The organism is Streptomyces sp. NPDC007856 (assembly GCF_042868225.1).
In the GTDB taxonomy this organism is placed as follows: Bacteria; Actinomycetota; Actinomycetes; order Streptomycetales; family Streptomycetaceae; genus Streptomyces.
Map to the genome: position 1 here is coordinate 680,382 of NZ_JBIAEC010000003.1, position 20,802 is coordinate 701,183.

Genomic DNA, 20,802 nt, shown 5'->3' on the forward strand with positions numbered 1-20,802 from the left:
TGGTTCGTGGGGGTGCGGGCGGGCGCCGCCGGGGGGAGGTACGGCGCCCGCCCGCGGCTCAGGCGGTACTGCGCTTGCTGCGGGCGATCTCCTCGGCAGCCGCCGTGATGCGGTTGCACCAGTTGCGGGCCGCGCTGACGACCGTGAACGCGCTGGGCTGCTGCTCCAGGTCGTGCCGGATGGAGTCGAGGACCATCTCGTGCAGCGCCCGCTCGCCGGCGCGCTGCACGTACAGCTCGTCGTCGCTGGCCTGGTCGAGGTCGGCGGGCTCGTCGACGGGCCACTGGCCCGGGCGTCGCTCGGTCATGCCGCCGCCTCCTTGGGAGCGGGCTGGTGGAATGCGGCGCGGATCCGCGCGCGCTGGTCGTCGGTGAGGGGCGGCGCCTGGTCGACGATGCGACGGACCCTGTCCCAGTAGCCGGCGGGCCGGGCCGGGCGCCCGGTGTCTGCCATGCCAGACACCGACGCCTGCTCTGTGGTCGCCGCGCTCACGCCTGTGCCTTCGCGCTGGAGGCCATGGCCTCGATCTGGGCGGCGGCGGCCCGGAGTTCCGCGGCCTTGGCGGCCGCATCCGCGGGGTTGAACTCGTCGCCGCCGATGTACAGGAGAGGCTTGCCGTCGGACACGTGCACGAAGCCGTAGTCGACGGCGTTGTGCAGGTGGCTGGCGTGGTCGTCGTGCGGACCGGTCTCGGTGCAGACCCCGGGGTAGATGGGGCACAGTCCCGTCTCGGCGGCCTGGCGCGCGAAGTAGTCGGCGCGTATGCGGGCCAGCTCGGCGCGTCGCAGTCGCATCACGGCGAGGCGCCGCTCGAAAGTGTCGATGACGCCCTGCAGGCCGTGCTCGTCGAGGTCTCCGATGTAGTGCTCGTCGATGACCTCGACGACTGCGTGGGGGGCGCGGCGGGCGGGGTTGTCGGAGAACGGTTCGTGCGCGATGACGGTGTCGAGGATGCGGTAGTCCTCGTCCTGCCCGGCCCCGTCGATGGGCAGGGTTTCGGAGGTGCTGCCGTCGGTGTTCCAGCAGTAGACGTCCAGCGTGTAGCTGGGCGTCGCGATGTCGCCGGTGTGGTCGCTGGTGCAGCCCTGAAGGCAGGTGATGGTGCGCGGCTCGCCGGTCTCCCGGTCGGTGAATGACCAGGTGCGCGAGGGGATCTTCGGCGCGGCCGCGGCCTCGTACTGGGCGGCCAGCTGCTCGATCCGGGTGATGTCCTTCCGTGCCTCGGCGGCCTGAGACAGGATCTGTGCCACGGTGACCACCTGAAGGTCACCCTGGTTCCCGTGGGTGCTGGCGAGCAGCGCGGGCTGGCCGTTGTCGAGGTCGTTCATGATCTCGACGGTCAGGCTCGCGGTGATGCTCTGCTCGGGAAGGGACGACGGCGCCTTTGCCGCCTCGACGGGCTGTGCTTTCATGGCCATGAGGACGTTCTCTTTCCGGCGGCGGCGCTAATGGGGTGGCTAGACCCCGGGCGTCGCCGTCTTGCTAGTTAGCGCTGGTGGTGAGGGTCGTTCTCGCAAGGCGGCGTCGGGTGGCTAGACCCGGCGCCGCTCGCGTTGGGATCGATGTCGAGCGCGCGGAGCAGCGCGGCCCGGCTGACGCGGTAGGTGCGGCCAACCCGCATGACCTGACACGGATAGTCACCCGCCTTGGCCAGGCTGAAGCCCTTGGTACGGCCGAGCAGGAATGCCCGGTTGGACGTCTCGAGGTCGACCATGACGGGCAGTCGGAGCAGCTCTTCAAGCTGCATGCCACGGGCGGCATGTCCCGCCCGCGTTTGGTGAGGAGGCGCTGTCATTGCCTCACCTTTCTGATCTTGTGTCGCTCTGTGCCGGGCAGTGCCACCCAGTGTCAGTCTGTAATGGACTGAGAAGATGAGAACGTGGCGTGCTTACGGGACGACAGTACACGCAGACGTGGGGGTGTCAACCCGGAAACGGCCTGATACCTTCAGCTCATGACGAACTATGCCGAGGAGTCCTGACGTGAAGCCGGACGATTTGGACGCGCGAGTAGCTGACGACGAGGAGCAGGTCTACATGGCCATGCAGCTCGTCCATGAGGAAGGGGAACGGCAGAACGTTGACTACGATCCGCCGCATCCTCTGGACGGCCTGGATATGGAGAGGCTTGCGAGCTTCAACCTGAAGCAGATCCGCACGGCCCTCGGGATTTCGCAGCAGCAGATCGCCGACAAGTTGACGGCGGATCGAGCGGCCGGACACCACGACGTGAAGTTGTCTCAGACACAGATCGCCAAGATCGAACGCGGTGAAAGGCCATGGCGCCTCAACGAGCTGGTCGCGATTGCCGCCGCGCTGGGCGTAGCGCTGGACGAGTTCTTCAGTGGGCAACCAGCATCCAACGACGCCAAGATGCTGGTCCGTACAGCCAAGCTCAAATATCAGAGAGCCAAAGCGAACGAAGAGGAAGCCCGCGACGCGCTCAAGGCCGCAATTCGCGACACCTATGAAGCAGAGAACGCGCTGCTCAGAGCCGCAGCACGCCATCAGATCCAAGACCCAGAGGTCCTGAAGATCTTGAGTCTCCGTGGCGTCCGCAGTTGGTGGGCGGACGATGCGAGAAAGGAGCCGCTACCCGACCGAGCTCGTGACGAAGATCGGAAGGAATACGCGGTTAAGTTTGTGGCGGAAGAGTGGGTTCGGTTGACCAAAGAGGAAACCGGGAAGCCGCCCGAGCAGCCGGTACACAACTTGCCCTTGTTGGAAAGCTAGCCGATAGCGAGGCGTCCCAATCCGGCCGCTCAGATGTCGAGAGATGCGGCGCTCCCTGAGGCTATTGCCTCCCTCGCTTCCACGCGAACACGACCGCCTCGTAGTCGAAGTAGCCGCCATCGGGCATCCGACCGGGCCGCGGCGTCTTCAGCGTCACCTCGACCAGCGACCGCAGGACGTTCCGCTTCTGCTCCAGCTCCAGCGCCTTCCACGCCTTCCGCACGTCCGGCGCCCCCACCAGGCCGACGAGCGGGTCCTGCATCGCAGCCTTCGCCAGCTGCTTCGTCACGCCCTCCAGCTGGGCCCGCGCGGTGTCGGTGCCCTCGGTGAACTGGACCATGTCGATCTGCCCGGCACCGAACAGCCCGGCCAGGTCCGTCATGCGCCGGCGGATCTGCTCGCTTTCCGCCTGCAGCGCGGCGACGTCGACCTGGTCGCCGCTGGGCAGCAGCAGGTCGTGGGCGTCGGGGCGTGACAGCCGCTCGACGATGACGTCCTCGACGTACTGGTCGAGGATCTCGGCGCGCCGGCCGCCGCCGTGCCCGTCCTGGCACCGGTACGACGGATACCGCCGGCCGCCGGACTGGGTGACGTACACGAACTTGTCGCACTCCCCGCGCCCGCACCGGTACAGCAGCGATCCCAGCCACTTCGGCTGGGCGCCCGGCGTCGTCGTCCGGGACGGGTCCTTCAGGATGGCCAGGACGGCCCTGTACTTCGTCTCGTCGACGATCGGCTCCCACTGCCCGCGGCCGACCTCCTCGCCCCGCCAGACGGCGATCCCGGCGTTCCTGGGCCGCATCAGCATGTCCCGCATGTCGGTGTGCGTGATCGGGTTCCCCCTGGTGGTGAGAATGCCCTTGTCGGCGCACCACTTCACCAGGCCGCGGACCGACCCGCCGGCCAGGATCGTGTCCGTCCAATACCGCAGCGCCTCGGCCTCCTCGGGCACGGCCTTGAGCATGTCCAGCTCGGGCACCTCGACCTCTTCGCCGGTCTTCCGGTCGGTCTTCTTCTTCATCTCACCCGTGGGCACGCCCCAGCCGAACGGGCGGATCCCTCCGGTCCACTCGCCCTTCAGCGACTTCTGGCGGCGGGCCCTGGCGACACGGTCGCCCTTGTGTTCGGACTCGTAGCGGGCGATGATCCCGAGCTGCCGCGCCAGCATCCGGCCCGTGGGCGTGGCGAGGTCCAGTTCCCCGGCCTGCACGGTGTGGGTGGCGACGCCGCGGCGCTCGCACAGGTTGATGTACTCCTCCAGCTCCAGCGGGGAGCGGTGGATGCGGTCCGTGTGCCAGGCGATGACGACAGTGGCCCTGCCCTCGTCGAGGTCGGCGAGCATCTGCCGATACCCCTTGCGCTTCTTCCCAGAGAACGCGCTCACATCGTTGTCGACGTACACCTCGACGACGTCCCAGTGGTTGCGCTCGGCGAGGGCCTCGCAGTCCTCGCGCTGGCGGTCGACGCCGAGGCCGGCGCCGGTGCGGTCCTGGGAGATGCGGCAGTAGATGACCGCGCGCGTCCGGGCGTCCCCCGTTGGAGTGCTCTTCATGACCTGAGTGTGCACCAGTAGAGGCGTCATTATCCGGAGTTCGGGAAGACGACCCTGCTCAGCGCCCTGCTGGGGTTGGTCGGGGCGGGCGAGCGGATCGTGCTCGCCGAGGACTCGGCCGAGTTGCGACCGGACCATCCGCACGTCGTCCGGCTGGAGACCCGGCCCGCCAACCAGGAGGGCGCCGGCCTGGTCACCCTGGAGGACCTCGTCCGGCAGGCGCTGCGGATGCGGCCCGACCGGCTGGTCGTCGGCGAGGTCCGCGGACCGGAGGTCGTGCACCTGCTCGCGGCCCTCAACACAGGCCATGAGGGCGGCTGTTGCACGATCCACGCCAACGCCGCCGGAGACGTCCCGGCCCGGCTGGAGGCGCTGGCCACGGCCGCGGGGCTCGACCGGGCCGCGCTGCACAGCCAGCTGGCGGCCGCCCTCTCCGTGGTCCTGCACCTCGTACGGGACCGGTCCGGGCGGCGCCGGATCGCCGAGGTGCACGTGCTGGAGCGGGACACCACGGGGCTGGTCCGGACAGTGCCGGCCCTGCGCTGGAGTGCGCGGGCCTTCGTGCGGGAGCGGGGCTGGGAGCGGCTGGAGCGGCTCCTGGACGCCGGAGCGGACTCGGAAAGGAGTGCGGGAAGTGATCGGTGAGACGTCCATGGGCGCTGCGCTGATCTGTCTCGGCGCGCTGGTCTGGCTGCTGGGCGGCCGGCACTACGGCATGCGGCGGGCGCGGCTGCTGCTGGCGGGCGGCGGAGTGGTCGCGACCGGCCCACCCTCCTGGGCCCGGGCCCTCGCGGAACTACGGCGGCTGCGCGGCCGGTTGGGGGCCGAGTGGTGGGCGCTCGCGGCCGGTCTGCTGCTCGGGCTGCTGGGGGCCTCGGTGATTCCGGTCGTCGCGGGGGCGGCCGGGGTGCCGGTGCTGCGCCGGGTGCGGCTGGCCCGGCAGGCCCGGCGGGTCCGGGAACGGCGGGCGGACGCGGTGATCGCCCTGTGCGGGGCTCTCGCCGGAGAGGTGCGCGCCGGACGACAGCCGGGCGAGGCGCTGCTGCGGGCGGCGCGGGACTCCGGCGGGCTCGGCGAGGCGCAGGCGGCCGTTGTCGCGGCGGCGCGGTTCGGCGGGGACGTGCCCGGCGCGCTCACCGCGGCGGCCCGGCAGCCGGGCGCCGAGGGCCTGCTCGGGCTGGCCGCGTGCTGGCGGGTGGCCGTGGACCAGGGTGCCGGGCTCGCGGCGGGCCTGGACCGACTGGACGCGGCCCTGCGCGCCGAGCGGGACCAGCGCGCCGACCTGCGCGCCCAGTTGGCGGGCGCCCGGGCGACCACGGTGCTGCTCACCGCGCTCCCCGCCCTCGGCCTCCTCCTGGGCTCGGCCATGGGCGCCGACCCGCTCCACGTCCTGCTGCACACGGGCGCCGGCCTGGGCTGCCTGGCGATCGGATCCGCCTTCGAGACGGCCGGGTTGTGGTGGGCCGTGCGGATCGTGCGGGGAGCGGGGGCGGTGTGAGCGGTGGCGGTGCGGGTTTCGGGGTTGGGCGCGCGAGGGGCGTGCTGGGCAGGGCATCCGGGGCGAGGAGTGCGCGGGGACGTGCGGGAGCCTGCGGCGATCAGTGGGGGAGCGGGGTGTGCGGGAGGTGGGCGCGTGATGGGGCGCGTCGGCTGGGACGAGTGGGGAGGGCGGGCGGCATGAGCGGGGAAGTAGTCCACAGGTTGGGGACGGTCGGGGTCGTTGTGCCGGCCGTCGGCTGGGTGGTTCAGCGGTTGGCGCTGGCCCGGAGTCGACGACGGGCGCGGCGACGGGTGGCCGAGCTGCTCGGCAGGGAAGTGCCGGTGCCCGGACGGCGGTTCGCGTCGGCGGACACGGTGCGGCGGTGGCTGCCGCCGGCCGGGGCGGCGTGCGGTGCCTGGATCCTGGTCGGTGGTGCGACCGGGGCCGTGCTGGGGCTGGGCGTCGGGCTCGTGCTGCGGGGGTGGCGGAGCCGGCAGTTGACGGCCGACCGGTCGGAACCGGTCGACACGGCCGCCGCCACACGCCAACTCCCCCTCGCCGCAGATCTGCTGGCCGCCTGTGTCGCCGCCGGTGCCGGACCGGTGATCGCCGCGCAGGCGGTGGGGGAGGCGCTCGACGGGCCGGTCGGGGAGGCGCTGGCGCGGGGCGCGGCCGAGGTGCGGCTCGGCGGTGAACCAGCCGCCGCCTGGCGGCGGCTGGCCGAGCTGCCCGGCGCTGGAGCACTGGCGCGGCTGCTGGAGCGGGCCGATGAGTCCGGGCTTCCGGCGGCCGGCCCGGCCGCCCGCCTCGCCTCCGACGCACGCGCGCAGTGGGCCCGCACCGCGACGGCCCGGGCCAGGCGCGCGGCCGTACTGATCTCCGCGCCGGTGGGCCTGTGCTTCCTGCCCGCCTTCATCGCGGTCGGCGTGCTGCCCGTCGTGATCGGACTCGCGGGCGGCGTGATGGGAGGCAGATGAGGCGTACGAGAGCGAACGAGCCCGAGCGGTCGACGGACCGCGCAATCGCGGAGAAACACAAAGACCATGAATCCCACGGGGGTTGGAATGCACAGGAAGATCAAGGAAGCGGCGGCGGTACGGCTGTGCCGGAAGAGCCACGGGGACGCCGGAATGGTGACGTCCGAGTACGCGATGGGGATCATCGCGGCCGTCGGGTTCGCGTTGCTGCTCTATGAGGTCGTCACCAGCGGCCAGGTCCGGGCGGAGCTGCAGGACATCGTGAAGAAGGCCCTCAGTGAGCGGATGTGAGCGAGGGAGGGACCGGGGGTTCGTGACCGCGGAGGCGGCCGTGGTGCTGTGCGTGCTGGTGGCGTTCACGATGGCGCTGGTCTGGGGGCTGCTCGTGGTGGCCGCACAGATCCAGTGTGTGGACGCCGCCCGCATCGGCGCCCGGGCCGCCGCCCGTCAGGACCCGGCCGACGCCGTGGTGACGGTGACCCGGGAGGCCGCCCCGCGCGGCGCCCGGGTGACGGTCGGGCGCGAGGGCGATCAGGTACGGGTGACGGTGGTGGCCAGACCGCCGGTGCTGAGCGGACTGCCCTTCGAGGTGCGGGAGCAGGCCGTCGCACCGGCCGAGGAAACCGCGGCGACGGGGGCCACCACGGCGACCGGGGCGACCGGGGAGGCGGCGCCGTGAGACGAGGTGCGGTGAGGGATCGGCGGCACGCGGATCAGGCGTCTGCTGGGCGGAGTCGGCAGAGCTCCGAGCAGGGGCCCGGCCCGGTGCCGAGCCGGCAGCGCTCCGACCGGGGCTCCGCCACCGTGTGGAGCCTGGGGGCGATGGCCGTGCTGTGTGCGGTGTTCGGCGCCGTGCTCGCGCTGGGCCAGGCCGTCGTCGTCCGGCACCGGGCGGCCGGCGGCGCGGATCTGGCGGCGCTCGCGGCGGCGGCCCACTGGGAGGAGGGCGGCGCGGCGGCCTGCGCGCGGGCCGGGCGGGTGGCGACGGCCCAGGGGGTACGGCTGGTGCGGTGCGCCATCGTCGGCGAGACCTCGGACGTCACGGCGGCCTCGGGAAGAGGACCGTTCGCGGCGGAGGCCAGGGCCAGAGCGGGGCCGGCGGAACCGGTGCCGGGCGGATCCGCACCGGGAAGACCGGCACCGGAAACCGCCCCCGCACCGGGAGGACCGGCGCCGAGACCCTCCGTACGGCGAGCCCCCACGCCGTAGAGCCCCCTGCCGAGCACACGCAAGCCCGCGGCGCCTGCCCCGGAGTGGGTTCCTCCGTGGCTGTTCCCCCCGAGCCGGCTACTCCGCCGACTGTCCCCCCGCAGCCGGTGCCTCCGCCCCCCGTTCGTCCGGCTTCTCCTCCGGCGCCCTGCGCAACAGCACCGTGAGGAGCCGTACCGCGCCCCTCTTGTGCAGTGGGTCGTTGCCGTTGCCGCACTTGGGGGACTGGATGCAGGACGGGCAGCCGGCCTCGCACTCGCAGGAGGCGATGGCCTCGCGGGTGGCGGCGAGCCAGGTGCGGGCGGTGTGGAAGGCACGCTCGGCGAAGCCCGCGCCGCCGGGATGGCCGTCGTACACGAAGACCGTGGGCAGCAGGGTGTCCGGGTGCAGCGGGATCGACACGCCGCCGATGTCCCAGCGGTCGCAGGTCGCGAAGAGGGGGAGCAGGCCGATGGAGGCGTGTTCGGCGGCGTGCAGGGAGCCGCCGAGGATCTCCGGGGTGATCCGGGCCTCGTCGAGCTGGTCGTCGGTGACGGTCCACCACACCGCGCGGGTGCGCAGGGTACGAGGAGGGAGGTCGAGTTTGCTCTCACCGAGCACTTCACCGGTGATGAGGCGTCTTCGGAGGTAGGACACCACCTGGTTGGTGACCTCGACCGAGCCGTAGCAGAGGCGGCCGGCGCCCCAGGGGATCTCGGTGTCGGTCTCCAGGATGGAGATGGAGGTGGTGTCGCGGGCGACCGTGGAGTACGGCGGGTCGGCCTGTTCGACCAGGGCGACCGAGTCCTCCAGGTCCAGCTGCCGCACCAGGTAGGTGCGGCCCTGGTGGAGATGGACGGCGCCCTCGTGGACCGTGGAGTGCGCGGCGCCCGCGTCGACCGTGCCGAGCAGGCGGCCGGTGCCGGACTCGACGATCTGCACCGGGCGCCCGCCCGCGCCGCGGATGTCGGTCAGGTCGGCGGCCCGCTCCCGGCGTGTCCAGTGCCAGGCCTTCGTCCGCCGGCGCAGCAGCTTCGCGGCCTCCAGTTGCGGCAGCACGTCCGCGCAGGCGGGGCCGAAGAGGTCCAGGTCCTCTTCGGTCAGCGGGAGTTCCGCGGCGGCGGCGCACAGGTGCGGGGCGAGGACGTAGGGGTTGTCGGGGTCGAGGACGGTGGACTCCACCGGCTGGTCGAACAGGGCCTCGGGGTGGTGGACCAGGAAGGTGTCCAGCGGGTCGTCGCGGGCCACCAGCACGGCGAGGGCGCCCTGTCCGGTACGGCCCGCGCGGCCCGCCTGCTGCCACAGGGAGGCGCGCGTGCCCGGGTAGCCGGCGATGACCACCGCGTCCAGCCCGGAGACGTCCACACCGAGCTCCAGGGCCGTCGTGGCGGCCAGCCCGAGGAGCTCGCCGGAGTGCAGGGCGCGCTCCAGGGCGCGGCGCTCCTCGGGGAGGTAGCCGCCGCGGTAGGCCGCGACACGCCGGACCAGGGAGCGGTCGACCTCGGCCAGCTTCTCCTGGGCGATCACCGAGATCAGCTCGGCGCCGCGCCGGGACCGTACGAAGGCCACCGAGCGCACGCCCTGCACGGTGAGGTCGGTCAGCAGATCGGCGGTCTCGGCGGTGGCGGTCCGCCGTACGGGTGCGCCCTTCTCGCCGTGCAGCTCGGTGAGCGGGGGCTCCCACAGGGCGAAGACCAGCTCACCGCGCGGAGAGGCGTCGTCGGCGACCTCGGTCACCGGCAGGCCGGTCAGCCGGCGGGCGGCGACGGCGGGCTCGGCGGCGGTCGCCGAAGCCAGCAGGAAGACGGGCGAGGCGCCGTAACGGGCGCACAGGCGGCGCAGCCGGCGCAGCACCTGGGCGACGTGCGAGCCGAAGACGCCCCGGTAGGTGTGGCACTCGTCGATGACGACGTACTTGAGGGATTTCAGGAAGGAGGACCAGCGCGGGTGGGAGGGGAGTATCCCGCGGTGCAGCATGTCGGGGTTGGTGAGGACGTAGTTGGCGTACTGGCGGATCCACTCCCGTTCCTCGAACGGGGTGTCGCCGTCGTACACGGCCGGGCGCACCGAGGTGCCGAGCGGCTGTGAAAGTTCCTTCACCGAACGGCACTGGTCCGCCGCAAGTGCCTTGGTGGGGGCGAGGTACAGGGCGGTGGCCCCTCGGCCGTTCGGCGCCTCGGAACCGTCCATAAGGGTGGACAGGACCGGCACGAGGTACGCGAGGGACTTGCCGGAGGCAGTGCCGGTGGCGACGACCACCGAATCGCCGTCCAGGGCGTGCTCTGCGGCCAGCGCCTGGTGCGCCCAGGGATGTTCGATGCCGCACGCCTGGACGGCCGCGATCACCTCGGACCGGATTCGGTCAGGCCAGACGGCATGGCGGCCCGCGCGCGGGGGCAAGTGCTCCGTATGAGTGATGCGCGCAGACCGGCTCGGCCCGGAGGCGAGCCGGTCGAGGACCGCGCCCGGAGACGGGCGGGACGCCGGGTTCGCCGGGGATCGATCGGATCGGTGATTCTTGGCCATCGGCACCGAGTGTGTCACTGGCGTGACGGACAATGGAGCCAAGGCGTCGTGCACGCCTGCCGGTAAGTGATTGAATGCCATCGCGGCTGGCGATGCGTCCCGGGGGCCGCCGAGGTGTCCCGAGGGGCGTCCGCTCGATAGCAAGGTGCTGGAGGATCCGTGGACCTGTCCCTGTCGACCCGTACCGTCGGCGATCGTACGGTCGTCGAGGTCGGTGGCGAAATCGATGTATACACCGCGCCCAAGCTGCGCGAGCAGCTGGTCGAGCTGGTGAACGACGGCAATTTCCACCTCGTCGTCGACATGGAGGGCGTGGACTTCCTCGACTCCACCGGACTCGGCGTGCTGGTCGGCGGCCTCAAGCGAGTGCGTGCCCACGAGGGCTCGCTGCGCCTGGTCTGCAACCAGGAGCGCATTCTGAAGATCTTCCGTATCACCGGCCTCACCAAGGTGTTCCCGATCCACACCTCGGTCGAGGAAGCGGTGGCGGCCACCGACTGACCCTGGACCGGTCACCGGCGCCGGGCTCCCTTCGGAGTCGGGCGTCGGCCGGTCACGTCCGGCTCGCTGCGTTCGCGGCCGGTTCGTCGACCGGGTCCTTCCCGGGCTTCGAAGCGGCCCGGGCACAGAAGCACAGCAGGGGGTGCGGGCTCTCGGCGGCCCCGCCCCCGACCGCACGCCCGTAGTCGCGAGGGGGATGCATGGCCACCGTCGAACTCCGCTTCAGCGCGCTGCCCGAGCACGTCCGGACCGCCCGGTTGGTGGCGGCCGCGGTGGCACGCAGGGCCGGAGTGGACGAGGCCGTCCTGGACGAGGTCCGGCTCGCCGTCGGCGAGGCCTGCTCCCGTGCTGTCGGACTGCACCAGAGCAGCGGCATCACCGCGCCCGTGAAGGTGGCGCTGATCGAAGAGGAGAAACAGTTCTCCATCGAGGTCGGCGACGAGGCGCCGCACGCCGCCCCCGGCGACACGCCCGGAGCCGGAGACGGCGAGGCGGAGGTCGAGGAGGACGAGATGGGCCTCGCCGTCATCAGCGGCCTCGTCGACGACGTCCAGGTCACCACCGGACACGACGGCGGCCTGATCCGCATGACCTGGCCGACCGCACCCCCGGCCACGGCGCTGGTCTGAGCGCTGCCGTACCACTTGACGAGGGCCCTGCCTGGCAGGGCCCTCGGTGTTTTTCCAGCGTGCGGCGGCACCCGACCGAATTCGTGAAGGAATTCACGATCAAAGAATGCCCTCGGGGCATTACTCCATTCGGGTTGTCGGGGCGGGATCTCGATCATTTACTGATGAGTCGGCGGAGGAGAATTCCGTTTACCGCGCTCTGTTTAGATCACACTGAGGTACCTAGAATCCCCACATCTTGAGCTCAGCCCAAGCGTCAAGGAGGACGAATGGCGGGGCTTTCTACCCCTCAATCGGGTCACCTCACATCCCTCGCAGCCGCAGTCCTGACCGCCGACAACCGGATCATGGTGGCCGTCATCGCGGCGGTCGCCCTGGCCGCGCTGGTGGTCGCGGGGATCCTGGTGCGCCAGGTGCTGGCGGCGGGCGAGGGCACCGACAGCATGAAGCGGATCGCCGAGGCGGTCCAGGAAGGCGCGAAGGCGTACCTCGCCCGGCAGTTGCGCACGCTCGGCGTATTCGCCGTCGTCGTCTTCTTCCTGCTCATGCTGCTGCCCGCGGACGACTGGAATCAGCGTGCCGGACGTTCGGTGTTCTTCCTGATCGGAGCGGCGTTCTCGGCGGCCACCGGCTATATCGGCATGTGGCTCGCCGTGCGCAGCAATGTCAGGGTCGCCGCGGCGGCCCGGGAAGCCACACCGGCACCGGGCGAACCGCAAAAGGATCTCACCACCGTCTCGCACACCGCGATGAAGATCGCATTTCGCACGGGCGGCGTCGTCGGCATGTTCACGGTGGGGCTCGGCCTGCTGGGCGCCTCCTGCGTGGTGCTGGTGTACGCGGCCGACGCTCCGAAGGTGCTGGAGGGCTTCGGCCTCGGCGCCGCCCTGATCGCTATGTTCATGCGTGTGGGCGGCGGCATCTTCACCAAGGCCGCCGACGTCGGCGCCGACCTGGTCGGCAAGGTCGAACAGGGCATTCCGGAGGACGACCCGCGCAATGCCGCGACCATCGCCGACAATGTGGGCGACAACGTCGGCGACTGCGCGGGCATGGCGGCCGACCTCTTCGAGTCGTACGCCGTGACCCTGGTTGCCGCGCTGATCCTCGGCAAGGCCGCCTTCGGCAACTCCGGACTCGCCTTCCCGCTGCTCGTGCCCGCCATCGGCGTCCTCACGGCGATGATCGGCATCTTCGCGGTCGCCCCGCGGCGCGCCGACCGCAGCGGCATGACGGCGATCAACCGGGGCTTCTTCATCTCCGCGGTGATCTCGCTCGCGCTGGTCGCGATCGCCGTCTTCGTCTACCTGCCCTCGAAGTACTCCGCGCTGCACGGCGTGACGGACGCGGCGATCAGGGGCAAGGCGGGCGACCCGCGGATCCTGGCCCTGGTCGCGGTGGCGATCGGCATCCTGCTCGCCGCCGTCATCCAGCAGCTGACCGGCTACTTCACCGAGACCAACCGCCGCCCGGTCCGGGACATCGGCAAGACCTCCCTCACCGGACCGGCCACCGTCGTCCTGTCCGGCATCTCGGTCGGACTGGAATCCGCCGTCTACACCGCGCTGCTCATCGGGCTCGGGGTGTACGGCGCGTTCCTGCTCGGCGGTACGTCGATCATGCTCGCGCTGTTCGCGGTCGCGCTGGCCGGCACCGGCCTGCTCACCACGGTCGGCGTGATCGTCGCCATGGACACCTTCGGTCCGGTCTCCGACAACGCACAGGGCATCGCCGAGATGTCCGGCGACGTCGAGGGCGCGGGAGCGCAGGTGCTCACCAACCTGGACGCGGTCGGCAACACCACCAAGGCCATCACCAAGGGCATCGCCATCGCCACCGCCGTTCTCGCCGCGTCGGCGCTGTTCGGGTCGTACCGCGACGCGATCACCACCAACGTGCAGAACGTCGGGGTGAAACTCACCGGGCCGGGCGCGCCGCTGAGTCTGTCCCTGGACATCTCGCAGCCCAACAACCTCGTCGGCCTCATCGCGGGCGCGGCGGTCGTCTTCCTCTTCTCCGGACTGGCCATCAACGCCGTCTCGCGGTCGGCCGGTTCGGTGGTGTTCGAGGTGCGGCGGCAGTTCCGCGAGAAGCCCGGGATCATGGACTTCACCGAGAAGCCCGAGTACGGCAAGGTCGTCGACATCTGCACCAAGGACGCCCTGCGGGAGCTGGCCACACCAGGTCTGCTCGCCGTCATGGCGCCGATCTTCATCGGGTTCACGCTCGGCGTCGGCTCGCTCGGCTCCTACCTCGCCGGCGCGATCGGCGCGGGCACGCTGATGGCGGTGTTCCTCGCCAACTCCGGCGGCGCCTGGGACAACGCCAAGAAGCTGGTGGAGGACGGCCACCACGGCGGCAAGGGCAGCGAGGCCCACGCGGCCACGGTGATCGGCGACACCGTCGGCGACCCCTTCAAGGACACCGCGGGACCGGCGATCAACCCGCTGCTGAAGGTCATGAACCTGGTGTCGCTGCTCATCGCGCCCGCGGTGATCAAGTTCTCCTACGGCAGCGACAAGAGCATCGGCGTACGGATCGCGATCGCGATCCTCGCGCTCGCCGTGATCGTCGTTGCCGTGTACGTCTCCAAGCGGCGCGGTATCGCCGTCGGCGACGACGAGAGCGCCGAGCGGGTCTCCAACTCACCGAACACGGCGGTGGTTTCCTAGATCTTCCGGGAAGGCCCTGCTCAACGGGCGGGCGGGCGGCGCGTACTGACGCGCCGCCCGCCCGCTTCCGTCTGTGGCGCGGCTGCGGGCGTGGCTGTGGGCTCGCCCACGTGGTGAGCCTTCTCTCGCATGGTGCAAAGGGTCGCAAAGGGATCCTTAGGGGGCTTTCGGGATGCGGAGGGTGTGGGTCCGCCGTGTAGGGTCCGTGGGCCGAGAGCCAGGGAAGGGACCAATCCGGTGAACAAGAAGCTCGCGGCCGCACTGTCCGGCGGTGCGGTACTGGTGGTGGCGCTGTCGGGATGCACCAGCAGCGGCGGTGACAAGGGACCCGACCCCAAGCTGGTCGCCTGGGCCAAGTCGGTGTGTGACGCGGTGCCCGCTCAGGACGCGAAGATCAAGGCGGCGAACGCGGCGATCAGTACGACAGCCGCCGACACCGCCAAGCCCGAGACGCTCCAGCAGACGGACTCGCAGGCCTTCCAGGACATGGCCGACGGCTACAAGGCGATAGCCGCCGCCGTCAGCGACGCGGGTGCGCCTCCCGGTGTCCAGGACGGCGCCAAGCGGCTCCAGGACGTCGTGAAGAGCTTCAACGGCCTCTCCGCCTCCTACGCCGGCCTCAAGAAGCAGGTCGACGCGCTGAACACCAAGGACCAGGCCAAGTTCGCCTCGGGTCTGCACGACATCGCGGTGCAGATGACGGACCTGGAGAAGCAGCACCAGAGCGGCACCGACGCGCTGGAGAAGCTCCAGCAGGGCGACGTCAAGAACGCCATCGCCCAGCAGGCCAGCTGCAAGAAGGTCGCCGCAACGGCGTCGTCGTCCTCGCCGTCGGCCGGCTGACCCGGATGGCGGTCGGCGGCTGCAGCTGACGGGACGACAGCCCGTGGCTGCGGCTGACTGATCACGGTCGGCGGAACGCGGTCGCGGATCACGGCGTCGGCTGCACTGTCTCGGTCCGCGGAGCGGAAGGTCGGCTCGCGAGCCCCGCTCGGCCGACCGCGGCGTATCCCGGGGTGGCGTGCGCCGGTTGCGGGGCCCGCTCCCGTCGTTGGCCGCCGCCGTCCGGCGGGCCGTGGCCCGGCCGGGTCCCGAGGCGTGCGGGGGTCCAGCCGTGAGGCGTGCTGAGGCCGCGTCCGGGAGGGGCCGCGGGCCACAATGGGGGGTGTGACTGACTCCGGACTCGCTTCCCTGCCCGCTTCCGACCGGCCCGACATCGCCGCGCGCCTGCGTGCGGCGCTGCTGGCCGCCTCCTTCACCGCCGACGGGCTGCTCGACCTGCTCGGCGCCCCCGCGTACGCGGCGCTGGCCCGCAGCGAGACCGTGCCCGCACTGAGGGCGACCCGTGGCGACACGCCGCTGGAGACGCTCGTACGGCTGTTCCTGCTCCAGCAACCGGTGCCGTACGCGCGCGTGGCGGCCGTTCTACCGGCCGAGGAGGCGCTGGAAGCCGGATGGCTCACGCGCGTGGGCGGCGACGAGGTGGCCGCCACCGTGGACGTACGGCCCTACGGCGGTCCCGGCGGCGAGGACTGGTTCATCGTCTCCGACCTGGGCTGCGCGGTCGGCGGAGCCGGCGGGATCGGGCAGCGCGACGAGGGCGTCGTACTCGGCGTCGGCGGTGCCTCCACGACCCTCGCCGGCATCACCGTCCGTACGCCGGTGGCGTCCGCCCTGGACCTCGGCACCGGCTCCGGCATCCAGGCGCTGCACGCCGCCCAGCACGCCACGCGCGTGACGGCGACCGACCTCAACCCGCGCGCGCTGCACATCACCGCGCTCACGCTCGCGCTCTCCGCCGCCCCCGCCGCCGACCTGCGGGAGGGCTCGCTGTTCGAACCGGTGCGGGACGACGAGACCTTCGATCTGATCGTGTCCAACCCGCCCTTCGTCATCTCGCCGGGCGCCCGCCTCACGTACCGGGACGGTGGCATGGGCGGGGACGATCTGTGCCGCTCGCTCGTTCAGCAGGCGGGGGAACGGCTGAACGAGGGCGGGTTCGCGCAGTTCCTCGCCAACTGGCAGCACGTGGCAGGGGAGGACTGGCAGGACAGACTCAGGTCGTGGGTGCCGCGCGGGTGCGATGCCTGGATCGTGCAGCGCGAGGTACAGGACGTCACGCAGTACGCCGAGCTGTGGCTGAGGGACGCCGGTGACCACCGCGGGGACCCGGCGGAGTACCAGGCGCGCTACGACGCCTGGCTCGACGAGTTCGAGGCGCGCAAGGTCAGGGCGGTCGGCTTCGGCTGGATCACCCTGCGCCGGACCCGTTCCGCAGAGCCCGTCGTCACGGTGGAGGAGTGGCCGCACCCGGTCGAACAGCCTCTCGGGGGCACGATCCGGGCGCACTTCGAGCGTCTCGACTATCTCCGGGAGCACGACGACGCGGCACTGCTCGACAGCCACTTCAGGCTCGCCGCCGAGGTGGTCCAGGAGCAGGTCGGGCTGCCCGGTGCCGAGGACCCCGAGCATGTGGTGCTCCGCCAGCACCGCGGGATGCGCCGGGCCACGAAGGTGGACACCGTCGGGGCCGGGTTCGCGGGCGTCTGCGACGGCACACTGAGCGCGGGCCGCATCCTGGACGCCATCGCCCAGCTCATGCAGGAGGACCCGGTGGTGCTCCGCGACCGGACGCCCGCGCAGATCCGCCTGCTGGTGGAGCAGGGCTTCCTCGACCCGGCGCGCTGACCGGGCGGGCGGGGCGACAGGGCTGCGGCGGCTGGTCCGGCGTGCGGCGGGCTACGGGCGGCTTGGGTCGCCTGAGGTACGCCGGATACCGGCTCGGTCGTAGCCGTCCCCCGATGCCCTCGTGGCCGCGCCCGAATCATCGTCGTATGCCGGTGGCACGGGTCGGTGCGGACCCGTTCCGGGGTGCCGTGGCGCGTCCATGCCGCTGCCATGACGCGCCGACGCCGGGAAAACGGCCGGAAAAATATGGCTGCCGGACCGGTCAAGGTCTCTATTCGGTCATGTGTGCGATATCGCGCCGGCCGGCCGTTCACCCTGATGTCGCCCGCCCGTCCCTCGCTCGTCTCCCGGGCGTGCCAGTCTCCGGGCGCGGGCAGAGCCGGACGGCGCGGAAGGGGTGGGCGGAGGATGGAGAGCGGGCCGGCGATCTTCGCGGGAGCGGTGTTCGCCCTGTTCGGAGGCGCCCTGCTGGCCTGGACCGGCACCCGCCTCAGGCGCCGCGAGCCGGTGGCCCACGGTGTGAACCAGGTCGCATCGGCGGCCCTCGCGAGTGTGGCCGGGACGGTCGCGCTGGTCCTCGGTGTGTACTGCCTGACCCGCCTCTGACATCGTCAGGCGCGCGGCGGTGAGAGTGCCGCGGAAGTAAGGGGAGCGTCACGCTCCGGACATGCCTCGGGTGGGTACCCGGTAGTCCGGGCGGCAGGAATGGCGGTAGTCGGGTTACCGTTCGAGTGGCCGTTGTGGGCTTTTCCCGTTTGACACGGGGGCGGGATGTACCGTCACACTCCGCAGCGTCACACGTGCCAGCAGTACGCCGCGACCCCGGGATGAAGCCCTGGGGAGGCCCCAGCGTCGACCGGAGAGAAGAGCGAAGTTGTCCCCGACCAGCGAGACCGCACAGGGCGGCCGCCGACTCGTCATCGTCGAGTCGCCTGCCAAGGCGAAGACGATCAAGGGCTATCTCGGCCCCGGCTACGTCGTCGAAGCGAGCGTCGGGCACATCCGCGACCTCCCCAACGGCGCCGCGGAGGTGCCCGAGAAGTACACCGGCGAGGTGCGCCGCCTCGGTGTGGACGTCGACCATGACTTCCAGCCGATCTATGTGATCAACGCCGACAAGAAGGCGCAGGTCAAGAAGCTCAAGGACCTGTTGAAGGATTCCGACGAGCTCTTCCTCGCCACCGATGAGGACCGGGAGGGCGAGGCGATCGCCTGGCACCTCCAGGAGGTCCTCAAGCCGAAGATCCCGGTCAAGCGGATGGTCTTCCACGAGATCACCAAGGACGCGATCCGCGAGGCCGTCGCCAACCCGCGCCAGCTCAACCAGAAGCTGGTCGACGCCCAGGAGACCCGCCGCATCCTCGACCGGCTCTACGGCTACGAGGTCTCGCCGGTCCTGTGGAAGAAGGTCATGCCGCGCCTGTCGGCCGGCCGCGTCCAGTCCGTCGCCACGCGTCTCGTCGTCGAGCGGGAACGCGAGCGCATCGCGTTTCGCTCTGCCGAGTACTGGGACCTGACGGGTACCTTCGCGACCGGCCGTGCGGGGGATCCGTCGGACCCGTCGTCGCTGGTCGCCCGCCTCCAGACCGTCGACGGCAGGCGGATCGCGCAGGGCCGCGACTTCGACTCCCTGGGGCAGCTCAAGAGCGAGAACACCCTCCACCTCGACGAGGCGACCGCCCGCGCCCTCGCCGCCGCCCTGGAGAGCACGCGCTTCTCCGTGCGGTCCGTCGAGTCCAAGCCGTACCGCCGCTCGCCGTACGCCCCGTTCCGTACGACGACGCTGCAGCAGGAGGCCAGCCGCAAGCTCGGCTTCGGCGCGAAGGCGACCATGCAGATCGCGCAGAAGCTGTACGAGAACGGCTACATCACGTACATGCGTACGGACTCCACGACGCTGAGCGACACCGCGATCGCGGCCGCCCGCGCCCAGGTCACGCAGCTGTACGGCGCCGACTACCTGCCCCCGCAGCCGCGCACGTACGCCGCCAAGGTCAAGAACGCGCAGGAGGCCCACGAGGCGATCCGCCCCTCGGGTGATCGTTTCCGCACTCCCGCCGAGACCGGCCTGACCGGCGACCAGTTCAGGCTCTACGAGCTGATCTGGATGCGGACCGTCGCCTCCCAGATGAAGGACGCGACCGGTAACTCCGTGACCGTGAAGATCGGTGGCACCGCCGCCGACGGCCGGGACGTCGAGTTCAGCGCCTCCGGCAAGACGATCACCTTCCACGGCTTCCTGAAGGCCTACGTCGAGGGCGCCGACGACCCGAACGCCGAACTGGACGACCGCGAGCGCCGGCTGCCGCAGGTCGCCGAGGGCGACGCGCTGTCCGCCGAGGAGATCACGGTCGACGGCCACGCCACCAAGCCCCCGGCGCGCTACACCGAGGCCTCCCTGGTCAAGGAGCTGGAAGAGCGCGAGATCGGCCGCCCGTCGACGTACGCGTCGATCATCGGCACGATCCTCGACCGCGGCTACGTCTTCAAGAAGGGCACGGCGCTCGTCCCGTCCTTCCTGTCCTTCGCCGTGGTCAACCTCCTGGAGAAGCACTTCGGGCGGCTCGTCGACTACGACTTCACCGCCAAGATGGAGGACGACCTCGACCGCATCGCGGCCGGCGAGGCCAAGGCCGTGCCGTGGCTGAAGCGCTTCTACTTCGGCGAAGGCACCGGTCACGGCGGCGCCGCCGAGGCGGGCAACGGCGACGGGGACCACCTCGGTGGCCTCAAGGAGCTGGTGACCGACCTGGGCGCCATCGACGCGCGCGAGGTGTCGTCGTTCCCGGTGGGCAACGGCATCGTGCTCCGCGTCGGCCGCTTCGGCCCCTACGTCGAGCGCGGCGAGAAGGGCACCGAGGAGTACCAGTCCCACGACGTCCCGGACGACCTGCCGCCGGACGAGCTGAACGTCGAGCTGGCCGAGGAACTGCTGGCCAAGCCCAGCGGCGACTTCGAGCTGGGCACCGACCCGGCCACCGGCCACCCGATCGTCGCGAAGGCCGGCCGCTACGGCCCGTACGTCACGGAGGTCCTCCCCGAGGGCACCCCGAAGACCGGCAAGAACGCGGTCAAGCCGCGCACGGCCTCGCTGTTCAAGTCCATGTCGCTCGACACGGTCACGCTCGAGGACGCGCTGAAGCTGATGTCGCTGCCGCGGATCGTCGGCACCGACGTCGACGGCCAGGAGATCACCGCGCAGAACGGCCGCTACGGCCCGTATCTGAAGAAGGGCACGGATTCGCGCTCGCTGCAGTCCGAGGACCAGCTCTTCACGATCACGCTGGAGGAGGCGCAGGCGATCTACGCCCAGCCCAAGCAGCGTGGCCGGGCCGCCGCCAAGCCGCCGCTGAAGGAGCTGGGCGAGGACCCGGTCTCCGGCAAGCCGGTCGTGGTCAAGGACGGCCGCTTCGGGCCGTACGTCACCGACGGCGAGACCAACGCGACCCTGCGCTCCGGCGACAGCGTCGAGGCGATCACCCCGGAGCGCGGCTTCGAACTGCTCGCCGAGAAGCGCGCGAAGGCGCCCGCCAAGAAGACCGCGAAGAAGGCCCCGGCCAAGAAGGCGGCGGCCCCGGCGAAGAAGACCGCAGCCAAGAAGACGGCGGCGAAGAAGACGACCGCGGCCGCGAAGAAGACCACGGCCAAGAAGACGACCGCCAAGAAGGCCACGGCTTCCAAGGCGACGGCGTCGGGCGCGGAGGACTGACCACCGAGGACTGACCGCCGAGGCCTGAGTGCGCAGACCGAGCGCCGAGGCCTGGTCAGCCTCCGCACTGCTGTTCGGCTTCGCGAAGGCTTCGCCTCTGTATCACTTCGGTACGCCCCGGCATCACTTTGATGTCGGGGCGTGCGCA

The 20,802-nt window shown here is 71.2% G+C and carries 19 protein-coding genes and 1 pseudogene; 14 read left to right on the forward strand and 6 right to left on the reverse strand.

The window, feature by feature from the left end:
* Positions 1-58 precede the first annotated feature (58 nt).
* From ACFYOH_RS11250 to ACFYOH_RS11265, 4 genes are all read right to left on the reverse strand, one after another.
* A complete protein-coding gene (locus ACFYOH_RS11250; protein ID WP_388623762.1) occupies positions 59-307 on the reverse strand; it encodes a hypothetical protein in 249 nt (82 codons plus the stop codon).
* Positions 304-453: a hypothetical protein gene (locus tag ACFYOH_RS11255; RefSeq protein ID WP_388623764.1), complete on the reverse strand. Its 150-nt coding sequence runs from the start codon at positions 451-453 to the stop codon at positions 304-306. The genes ACFYOH_RS11250 and ACFYOH_RS11255 overlap by 4 nt, the downstream gene beginning before the upstream one ends.
* A 35-nt stretch (positions 454-488) precedes the next feature.
* Positions 489-1,412 carry a DUF6907 domain-containing protein gene (locus ACFYOH_RS11260; protein WP_388623767.1) on the reverse strand — a complete coding sequence of 308 codons (924 nt, stop codon included), beginning with the start codon at positions 1,410-1,412 and terminating at the stop codon, positions 489-491.
* Between the two features lie 74 nt (positions 1,413-1,486).
* Positions 1,487-1,747, reverse strand: a complete 261-nt coding sequence (locus tag ACFYOH_RS11265) for a hypothetical protein (protein ID WP_388623770.1) — start codon at positions 1,745-1,747, stop codon at positions 1,487-1,489.
* A gap of 235 nt (positions 1,748-1,982) precedes the next feature.
* On the opposite strand from ACFYOH_RS11265, the gene ACFYOH_RS11270 reads away from it, so the two are divergent.
* Positions 1,983-2,732: a helix-turn-helix domain-containing protein gene (locus ACFYOH_RS11270; protein WP_388623772.1), complete on the forward strand. Its 750-nt coding sequence runs from the start codon at positions 1,983-1,985 to the stop codon at positions 2,730-2,732.
* Between the two features lie 61 nt (positions 2,733-2,793).
* Here the strand turns inward: ACFYOH_RS11270 and ACFYOH_RS11275 are convergent, their stop codons facing one another.
* A complete protein-coding gene (locus ACFYOH_RS11275) occupies positions 2,794-4,284 on the reverse strand; it encodes a recombinase family protein (RefSeq protein ID WP_388623774.1) in 1,491 nt (496 codons plus the stop codon).
* Between the two features lie 42 nt (positions 4,285-4,326).
* On the opposite strand from ACFYOH_RS11275, the pseudogene ACFYOH_RS11280 reads away from it, so the two are divergent.
* From ACFYOH_RS11280 to ACFYOH_RS11305, 6 genes and pseudogenes are all read left to right on the forward strand, one after another.
* Positions 4,327-4,929, forward strand: a pseudogene (locus ACFYOH_RS11280) (ATPase, T2SS/T4P/T4SS family); the annotation flags it as partial.
* A gap of 7 nt (positions 4,930-4,936) precedes the next feature.
* Positions 4,937-5,782, forward strand: a complete 846-nt coding sequence (locus ACFYOH_RS11285) for a type II secretion system F family protein (protein ID WP_388623891.1) — start codon at positions 4,937-4,939, stop codon at positions 5,780-5,782.
* A gap of 179 nt (positions 5,783-5,961) precedes the next feature.
* Complete coding sequence (locus ACFYOH_RS11290) at positions 5,962-6,741, forward strand: type II secretion system F family protein (protein ID WP_388623776.1); 780 nt, start codon at positions 5,962-5,964, stop codon at positions 6,739-6,741.
* Between the two features lie 87 nt (positions 6,742-6,828).
* Positions 6,829-7,032, forward strand: coding sequence for a DUF4244 domain-containing protein (locus tag ACFYOH_RS11295; RefSeq protein ID WP_388623779.1), 204 nt, complete (start codon positions 6,829-6,831; stop codon positions 7,030-7,032).
* Positions 7,033-7,054: 22 nt separating this feature from the next.
* Positions 7,055-7,420, forward strand: a complete 366-nt coding sequence (locus ACFYOH_RS11300) for a TadE family type IV pilus minor pilin (protein WP_388623781.1) — start codon at positions 7,055-7,057, stop codon at positions 7,418-7,420.
* An 86-nt stretch (positions 7,421-7,506) separates the two neighbouring features.
* Positions 7,507-7,950, forward strand: coding sequence for an Rv3654c family TadE-like protein (locus ACFYOH_RS11305; protein ID WP_388623784.1), 444 nt, complete (start codon positions 7,507-7,509; stop codon positions 7,948-7,950).
* 78 nt (positions 7,951-8,028) lie between these two features.
* On the opposite strand, the gene ACFYOH_RS11310 is transcribed toward ACFYOH_RS11305, so the two are convergent.
* Entirely contained in the window at positions 8,029-10,536 is a 2,508-nt protein-coding gene (locus tag ACFYOH_RS11310) for a DEAD/DEAH box helicase (RefSeq protein WP_388623786.1), read from the reverse strand.
* Between the two features lie 78 nt (positions 10,537-10,614).
* On the opposite strand from ACFYOH_RS11310, the gene bldG reads away from it, so the two are divergent.
* The 7 genes from bldG (at position 10,615) to topA (ending at position 20,654) form a co-directional block, all read left to right on the forward strand.
* Positions 10,615-10,956, forward strand: a complete 342-nt coding sequence (gene bldG, locus ACFYOH_RS11315) for an anti-sigma factor antagonist BldG (protein ID WP_010986038.1) — start codon at positions 10,615-10,617, stop codon at positions 10,954-10,956.
* Positions 10,957-11,156: 200 nt separating this feature from the next.
* A complete protein-coding gene (locus ACFYOH_RS11320; RefSeq protein ID WP_388623789.1) occupies positions 11,157-11,585 on the forward strand; it encodes an ATP-binding protein in 429 nt (142 codons plus the stop codon).
* A gap of 269 nt (positions 11,586-11,854) precedes the next feature.
* Entirely contained in the window at positions 11,855-14,257 is a 2,403-nt protein-coding gene (locus tag ACFYOH_RS11325; protein WP_388623792.1) for a sodium-translocating pyrophosphatase, read from the forward strand.
* Positions 14,258-14,494: 237 nt separating this feature from the next.
* Positions 14,495-15,100, forward strand: coding sequence for a small secreted protein (locus ACFYOH_RS11330; protein ID WP_388623795.1), 606 nt, complete (start codon positions 14,495-14,497; stop codon positions 15,098-15,100).
* Positions 15,101-15,415: 315 nt separating this feature from the next.
* Positions 15,416-16,945 carry a methyltransferase gene (locus ACFYOH_RS11335; protein WP_388623797.1) on the forward strand — a complete coding sequence of 510 codons (1,530 nt, stop codon included), beginning with the start codon at positions 15,416-15,418 and terminating at the stop codon, positions 16,943-16,945.
* A gap of 408 nt (positions 16,946-17,353) precedes the next feature.
* On the forward strand, positions 17,354-17,551 hold the full coding sequence (locus tag ACFYOH_RS11340; protein WP_388623799.1) for a hypothetical protein: 198 nt from the start codon (positions 17,354-17,356) through the stop codon (positions 17,549-17,551).
* Positions 17,552-17,819: 268 nt separating this feature from the next.
* On the forward strand, positions 17,820-20,654 hold the full coding sequence (gene topA, locus ACFYOH_RS11345) for a type I DNA topoisomerase (protein WP_388623802.1): 2,835 nt from the start codon (positions 17,820-17,822) through the stop codon (positions 20,652-20,654).
* Positions 20,655-20,802 lie beyond the last annotated feature (148 nt).